A 1,158-nucleotide genomic window follows, 5' to 3' on the forward strand; every position below is an offset into this window, starting at 1 on the left:
CGGCGATGGTTTCAAACAGGGGAACCAGGTTCAGCTCGGGGGTTTCGCGGTCGAAGCCGGCATATCGCGCCAGCAACAAGACAGCGAGGAGGTCGTCGGCCGAGCTTGTCATCGAAAGAATGAAAGGACCGATCGCCTGCGGGTCGTCGCCCGCGACGACATTTCGCATCATCTCGAGGAGCCCAAAGAGATCTTGCGCCATCGGCGACAATGCCGCGACCGTGATCGGGGGCAGCGTCTCGGCCGAAAGCTCTTGGCGCAGGCGGTGCGACCAGGCCCCGGTGCCGGGGTCCGGTGCCGACTCCTCGTCGGCGGCCTGCCAGACCTCGCGGAGAACCGCATTCGTGACGGTTGCGTTCTGCCGGATGTCGAGCGTGACCGTGCGGAACCCAAATACTTCGGCAAGCCAGCGGACAGGTCTTATGTGCCGCGCCGCTTGGTGCCCCGCCTCGAGGCTCGAAAGCGCGCTCTCCACCGCCCGCAGATCGGCAACGAAGGCGGAGACATGTCCATAGCCGTCGGATTCGAGCCGCAACTTGATCGCCGAGACCGCTTGGCGGAACAGCTCGTTGGCATTGCGCGCCACCTTGCCCGGATCGGTCACGATTCGACGCAGAGCTTCGGCCTCGGCCGGTGCCATCGGCATGATGCGGTCACTGATCGACAGCCTGGCCGCAGCCTGCGTCAGAAGCGCGCAGTACTTTGCGAGAACCGTACGCCGCCCCGCAATCAGCGCGCGTTCGGTAACCTGCGTCGAGATGTTCGGGTTTCCATCGCGATCACCGCCGATCCAGGAATGGAAACGCAGGCGCGGCACTGCCTCCGCCGCCTGACCCGCTGCGACGGCACGCAGGAAGCTTTCGAAGACCTGCGGCACAGCATCAAACAGAACATCCCGGAAAAAATGCAGCCCGCCCGCGATTTCGTCGTCGGGTGTTGGGCGGTCCAGCCGCAACTCGCCCGTCATCCACAGAAGGTCGATCTCGTCTGTGATCTCGTCGAGCAGCGCCTCTCGCTCACGAGGTGTCCAGCGGTCGTTCTCCAATTGAACCAGGAGCCGATAGATGCGCCGATGGATCTCCAGGACTGTGACCCTCTTGGTCTCGGTCGGATGCGCCGTCAACGTCGGGCCGACCATGGTCTCCATGGCCAGGCTTT

1 protein-coding gene is annotated in these 1,158 nt (G+C 64.1%); it reads right to left on the reverse strand.

Features of this window, described 5'->3' with window-relative positions:
- Window positions 1-1,147 (reverse strand): phosphoenolpyruvate carboxylase (locus tag ACTS2Z_RS06200; RefSeq protein ID WP_442572350.1); only part of this gene is annotated, 1,147 nt, incomplete at its 3' end.
- Window positions 1,148-1,158: the final 11 nt, after the last annotated feature.

Origin of the sequence: Glycocaulis sp. (assembly GCF_052168375.1) — a bacterium.
Classification (GTDB): Bacteria; Pseudomonadota; Alphaproteobacteria; order Caulobacterales; family Maricaulaceae; genus Glycocaulis.